The following is a 1,266-nucleotide window of genomic DNA, read 5'->3' as shown; positions in this document are numbered from 1 at the left end:
GCTACCTGGCCTACGCCCTGCTGGTGCCGTAGGCGGAGTATCCAAGAAGTGCCGGATAAACAGAACGTCATGCTTCTACCCAAACACCGGCACCACGCGGCCTTCCTCTACCTTGAGCTTGGCATCGTACTTATTACCGGTTTTGGCGGAAATGAAACCGCGGATGACGCCGGTTTCACCCTTGCGCAGCAGCTGCTTAAGCTGGGTTTCGGTGAGTTCCTTGCCGCCCCACTCAAACGCCACCCGAAACTGGCAGTCTTCGCGGAAGCGCGAACATCCGTAGGCCGCTTTGCCCTTGAGCATGGTGCCGAGCTTGCACACCGGGCACGGAATGAGGCCCGAGTCGGGGGCGGCCCCGGGCTTGGGCTCCGCCACTTGCAGCAGGATGGGCTGGAAGCTGGTATCGAGCCCGATAGCGGCGTCAAACTTCTGGCCCTCGGCGCCCACAAAGCCTTTCATGACAGGCGTGCGGCCTTTGGCCAGCAGGGCTTTCACCTGCGGGTCGCTCAGTTTTTTGCCGTGCACTTCGGCCGATAGCCGGAAGGTACATCCCTCGCGGAAGCGCACGCAGCCGAAAGCCGTTTTGCCGCGCACCACGTGGCCGGTTTTGCAGGCCGGGCAGTAGCCCAGGCCGTTGGCGCCGGGCAACGTGGCCGGGCCACCGGGCTTGGCGGGGCGACTGCCGGTCATACCGGCCGGCACTTTGCTACTTGCGCCGCCGTTTTGAGCGGCCTGCACCGCCAGCTCGGCGCTGCCCGACGTCACCATCCGGCCGCGGCCGTCGTTTTTCACTTCGGCCACCATTTCGCGCACCAGGGCCGAGAGCTCGCCTAGGAAGTCTTCCGACGACAGCTCGCCGCGCTCAATCTGGCGCAGCTTGTGCTCCCACTGGCCGGTGAGCTCGGCCGATTTGAGGGTGGGGTTGCGGATGAGGCCGATGAGCTCGACGCCGGTGGGCGTGGGCACGATGCGCTTCTTTTCGCGGCGAATATAGTTGCGCTTGAACAGCGTTTCGATGATGGCGGCGCGGGTGCTGGGGCGGCCGATGCCGTTTTCCTTCATGGCCTGGCGCAGCTCCTCGTCGTCGATGTTGCGGCCGGCCGTTTCCATGCCGCGCAGCAGCGTAGCCTCGGTGTAGTCTTTGGGCGGCTGGGTCATCTTGCTTTCCAGGCGCGGGTCGTGCGGGCCGCTTTCGCCCTTCACGAAACTGGGCAGCACGGCGCTCACGGCGTCGTCGTCGCCCTCGGCGGGCACGCCGGTGGCGCC

1 protein-coding gene is annotated in these 1,266 nt (G+C 65.5%); it reads right to left on the bottom strand.

What is annotated here, in order from left to right; translation table 11 throughout:
• Positions 1 to 75 precede the first annotated feature (75 nt).
• The coding region (locus tag ACYVDE_RS23230; RefSeq protein WP_460503904.1) for a topoisomerase C-terminal repeat-containing protein at positions 76 to 1,266 on the bottom strand (1,191 nt) is incomplete at its 5' end.

The organism is Hymenobacter agri, assembly GCF_054778495.1.
The sequence above is the reverse complement of the archived record's forward strand: the minus strand, read 5'-3'. Positions and strand labels throughout refer to the sequence as shown.